This window comes from Sphingomonas bacterium (assembly GCF_903644135.1).
GTDB lineage: Bacteria > Pseudomonadota > Alphaproteobacteria > Sphingomonadales > Sphingomonadaceae > Sphingomonas.
Genome location: NZ_CAHJXA010000246.1, coordinates 1 through 4,349, shown reverse-complemented (window position 1 = coordinate 4,349; position 4,349 = coordinate 1). Strand labels below are relative to the sequence as shown.

Annotated in this window: 6 protein-coding genes; 1 reads left to right on the top strand and 5 read right to left on the bottom strand. The window is 68.6% G+C overall.

Annotated elements, in window-relative coordinates; translation table 11 throughout:
* Window positions 1-115 precede the first annotated feature (115 nt).
* The 5 genes from pgl to HUU96_RS12065 are packed head-to-tail and all read right to left on the bottom strand — an operon-like array spanning window position 116 to window position 3,888.
* Window positions 116-823, bottom strand: coding sequence for a 6-phosphogluconolactonase (gene pgl, locus HUU96_RS12085; RefSeq protein ID WP_174293028.1), 708 nt, complete (start codon window positions 821-823; stop codon window positions 116-118).
* A 23-nt stretch (window positions 824-846) separates the two neighbouring features.
* On the bottom strand, window positions 847-2,307 hold the full coding sequence (gene zwf, locus HUU96_RS12080; RefSeq protein ID WP_174293027.1) for a glucose-6-phosphate dehydrogenase: 1,461 nt from the start codon (window positions 2,305-2,307) through the stop codon (window positions 847-849).
* Between the two features lie 15 nt (window positions 2,308-2,322).
* Window positions 2,323-3,249 carry an N-acetyl-gamma-glutamyl-phosphate reductase gene (gene argC / locus HUU96_RS12075; protein ID WP_174293026.1) on the bottom strand — a complete coding sequence of 309 codons (927 nt, stop codon included), beginning with the start codon at window positions 3,247-3,249 and terminating at the stop codon, window positions 2,323-2,325.
* A complete protein-coding gene (locus tag HUU96_RS12070; RefSeq protein WP_254605209.1) occupies window positions 3,246-3,527 on the bottom strand; it encodes an SH3 domain-containing protein in 282 nt (93 codons plus the stop codon). The genes argC and HUU96_RS12070 overlap by 4 nt, the downstream gene beginning before the upstream one ends.
* 25 nt (window positions 3,528-3,552) lie before the next feature.
* On the bottom strand, window positions 3,553-3,888 hold the full coding sequence (locus tag HUU96_RS12065; protein ID WP_174293029.1) for a MarR family transcriptional regulator: 336 nt from the start codon (window positions 3,886-3,888) through the stop codon (window positions 3,553-3,555).
* 220 nt (window positions 3,889-4,108) lie between these two features.
* On the opposite strand from HUU96_RS12065, the gene secG reads away from it, so the two are divergent.
* A partial coding sequence (gene secG, locus HUU96_RS12060; protein WP_174293025.1) for a preprotein translocase subunit SecG occupies window positions 4,109-4,349 on the top strand: 241 nt, incomplete at its 3' end.

Genomic DNA, 4,349 nt, shown 5'->3' with positions numbered 1-4,349 from the left:
CGGCTCGCCCAGCGCCGCCACCCGGCCATCCTCCACCTCGGCGCTCGCGAAGCGGGCGTGGGTGCCGCCGATGTCGACCGCAACGAGCTTCATTGCCGCCCCTCTTACGCCGGCGTCAGGGTGCCCAGTGAATGTCGACCGGCAGCTCCGCGTCGGCCAGCACCCGGCCGATCGGATAGCGCGACGACGCGCCCTGCTTGATCGCCGCCTCGATGACGTCGCGCTTGCCCTGGCCGGTGACCGCGATCATCAGCGCGCGAGCGGTGACGATACCCTCGCGGCTGAGCGTCACCCGCGGCACGGGTGCTTCCTCGGGCAGCGGTTCGGGCATCACGCCGAGCGCACGGCGCTCGCGCGGGCCGGCAAGCGCTTCGTCGTAATCGGGACCGGGGAAGATCGAGGCGGTGTGGCCGTCGCCGCCGACGCCGAGCAGGCACAGGTCGAGCGGCCAGTGCAGGTCCTGCATCAACGCGTCCGCCGAGCGCCCCGCCGCCTTGTAGTCGCCAGTCGCCGCCGGCACGATCGGCATCACCCGCGCGCCCTTGGCGATGAAGATCTTGGCCAGCGCGGTGACGTTGGACAGCGGATCGCCGAGCGGCACGATCCGCTCGTCGGTCGGGACGATCGTCACCTTCTTCCAGTCGAGCTTGGCGGCGGCCAGCTTCTGATAGGCGGGAAAGGGCGTCTTGCCCCCCGCCAGCGCGATCACCGCCGAGCCGCGCGCGTCGAGCGCGCTCTCGATGACGAACTGTACATCGCCCGCGACGGCGTCGGCCAGCTCGGCCGCGTCGTCATAGTCCCACCATTCGATCTCTTCGCTCATATCTTCGTCCTTGATGGTGGTGTTCAGTCGTCCTGCCACGTCACGCCGTCGCGCTCGGTCAGCGCCACCGCCGCCGAAGGGCCCCAGCTGCCCGACGGGTAACTCCTGGGCTTGGTATCGTTGGCCTTCCAGCCCTCGCGAATCGCGTCAACGAAGCGCCACTGCGCCTCCACCTCGTCGCGGCGGACGAACAGCGTCTGGTCGCCCTCGATCAGGTCGAGCAGCAGCCGCTCATAGGCGATGCGGCGCGGCCCCTTGAACTCGCTGTCGAGGCTGAGATTGAGCGGCACCTCGCGCAGGCGGATGCCCTCGCGGTCGAGGCCCGGCTCCTTGGCCATCACCAGCATCTGGACATATTCCTCCGGCTGGAGGCGGATGACGAGGACGTTGGGCTGGAGCACGCCGCCGCGCCCCGAGAACATCGAGTGCGGCACCGGCTTGAACTGGATCGCGATCTCCGACCGGCGCGCGGTCATGCGCTTGCCGGTGCGGAGGTAAAAGGGCACCCCCTGCCAGCGCCAGTTATCGACATGCGCCTTGATCGCGACGAAGGTCTCGGTGGTGGACGGGTTGCCCAGTTCGTCGAGATAGCTCTTGACGATCTTGCCGTCGACCGCGCCGGGGCCATACTGGCCGGTGACGGTGTTGTGGGGCACGTCCTCTGGCTTCATCAGCCTGAGCGAGCGGAACACCTTGGCCTTTTCGTCGCGCACCGCCGTGCCGTCGAAGCTGGCGGGTGGTTCCATCGCCACCATGGCCAGCAGCTGCAGGATGTGGTTCGCCACCATGTCGCGCAGCGCGCCGGCGGTATCGTAATAGCCGGCGCGCTCCTCCAGCCCGACCGTCTCGGCGATGGTGATCTGGACGTTGTCGATGCCGCGCGCGTTCCACACCGGCTCGAAGAACGAGTTGCCGAAGCGCAGGGCGAGGATGTTCTGCACCGTCTCCTTGCCGAGATAGTGATCGATGCGGAAAGTCCGCTCCTCCGAGAAGCCGAGCGCGACGGTGTCGTTGATCTCCTGCGACGAGGCGAGGTCATAGCCGAGCGGCTTCTCCAGCCCGATCCGCACCGTCTCGCCGGCCAGCCCGACCGCTTCGAGGCCCTTCACCGCCGCCTCGAACAGTGACGGTGCGGTCGACAGATAGATGGCGAGCCCGCCGGCGACGTCGCCGATCTTCTCGGCGAGCGGCTGGTAGCTGGCGGGATCGGACAGATCGGTCGACTGATAGCTCAACCGGTCGAGGAAGCTGGCGATCGCGTCGTCGTTCTTGCGGTCGGCGGGCAGGAACTGGTCGAGCGCCTTCTTGGCGAACTTCTTGTAGGCGGCGTCGTCATAGTCCGTGCGCGCCGCGCCGAAGATCGTCAGATCGTCGGGGAGGAGCTTGTCGGCATGAAGGCCATAAAGCGATGGCAGCAGCATCCGCTGCGCGAGGTCGCCGGTCGCGCCGAACAGCAGCATCTTGCCCACGGGAGTGCGTTGCATGAAGGGCTCCTGCGCCTAGAGGACGAGACCGGCGGTCTGGGGCAGGCCGGCCATGATGTTGAGGTTCTGCACCGCCGCCCCGGCCGCGCCCTTGCCGAGATTGTCGAGCGTCGCGACGAGGCGGGCGTGGCCGGTAGCGGGGTTGCCGAACACGCGCAGCGTCATACGATCGGTGCCGGCATGTTCCTCGATAAGGACCAACGCCTCGTCGGCATCGGCGACGGTCACGACCGGCGAGCCGGCATAGGCCTCTCGCAGTGCTGTCGTGATCGCATCGAGCGTCGGTCTGCCCGGCAACGCCGCCAGCGCCAGCGGCACCTCGCCCAGCATCCCGCGATAGCTGCGCGCCACTGCGGGCTGGAACACCGGCGCATGGGCGAGGCCGGCATGGAGCCGCATCTCGGGCGCGTGCTTGTGGCCGAGCGTCAGGCCATAGATGCGATAGCCGGTCGTGGTCTCGCCACCCTCGAACTCGGCGATCATCGCCTTGCCGCCGCCCGAATAGCCGGAGGTCGCGTTGAAGCTGAGCGGCCAGTCGGCGGGGATCAGCCCGGTGCGCACCAGCGGCGCGACCAGCGCGAGGAACGCGGTTGGGTAGCAGCCCGGATTGGCCACTCGCGTCGCGCCGGCGATCCGCTCCGCCTGATCCGGCGACAGCTCGGGAAAGCCATAGGTCCAGCCGCCGGCGACGCGGTGCGCGGTGGAGGCGTCGATGACCTTGGCGGGACCGTCGATCAGCGCCACCGCTTCGCGCGCCGCCTCGTCGGGCAGGCACAGGATGACGATGTCGGCATCGTTGAGTGCCTCGCGCCTGACCACTGCGTCCTTGCGCTCGGTCTCGCCGAGGGTGATCAGCGACACTTCGGGCCGGCCGGCGAGCCGTTCGCGGATTTCGAGCCCGGTGGTGCCGGCGGCACCGTCGATGAAGACGGCGACGCTCATGGCTCGTTCAGCGCGGCGGCGTCGACATAGCCGACCAGCGTCTCGGCGACCGCGACACCCCAAGCATCGCCACCGACCAGATCGAGCAGGTCGAACGCCGCACCGGGCGCGAGCGTCGCCACCACCGCCGAATCGATCGCACGCGCCTGCCGCAAGCCGACGCTGCGCCCAATCGTGCGCGGCACCGGCGAGGCATAATGCGGCGCGAACACCCGATCGGCGAGGCGCACGTCGGCCAGGTCGGCACGAACCGCGTTGGTCATGGGATCGAGCGTCACCGAGCGGCCATCAAGCGCCACGCGCCTACGCGTGGGCGTGCTGCCGAGGGCCTGAGGGCTGACCGGAAGGCTCGCTATCGCCGATGAAATGCCCGAACCCTTCAAGAAAATCTGCCCCCTCGGACGTCCGCGCGACGAAGATGTTACGCTTGTCGCTGTCGTCGCGCTGCCGGCGCAGATAGCCGAGCGCGCCCAGCCTGTTCAAGGCGCGTGTCACCACCGGCTTGGACACGTTGAGCGCCCGCGCCAGCCCGCGTACCGTATGGGGGCCGGGGCGAAGATAGACGACCAGCAGCAATGCCATCTGCCGATTGGTGAGATCGGGCTCGCCCGAGCGGACATAGTCGACCAGGGTCGCCATCCAGCTCGACAGGGCCTGTGCTTCGAATGCGGTCACCGCTAGCCTCGATAAACCGCCCGAGACGGTCATTATGCGCTGATAACGCCCTGTCGCGGCGGTAGTTTCGCGGGCGGCTGGTGAATCGCACCTTGACCCCGGCCGGCCGCGCAGTTGATCGACCGGGAGCGCCGGCCTATGTGGCGGCATCGCGGCTCGTCGTCGCTCTCGGAAAACATCACCTATGTTCCCCTTCCTGCTAGTCGTTCATGCCATCATCGCGGCGGCCCTCGTCACCGTGATCCTGATGCAGCGCTCCGAGGGGGGCGGGCTCGGCATGGGCGGCAGCCCGTCGGGGCTGATGTCGGCGCGCGGCGCAGCGGATTTCCTGACGCGGATGACCGGCATCCTGGCGACGGCGTTCGTCGGCCTGTCGATCGTGCTGGCGGTGCTCGCCTCGACGCACCGGTCGGGCAGCGTCGACA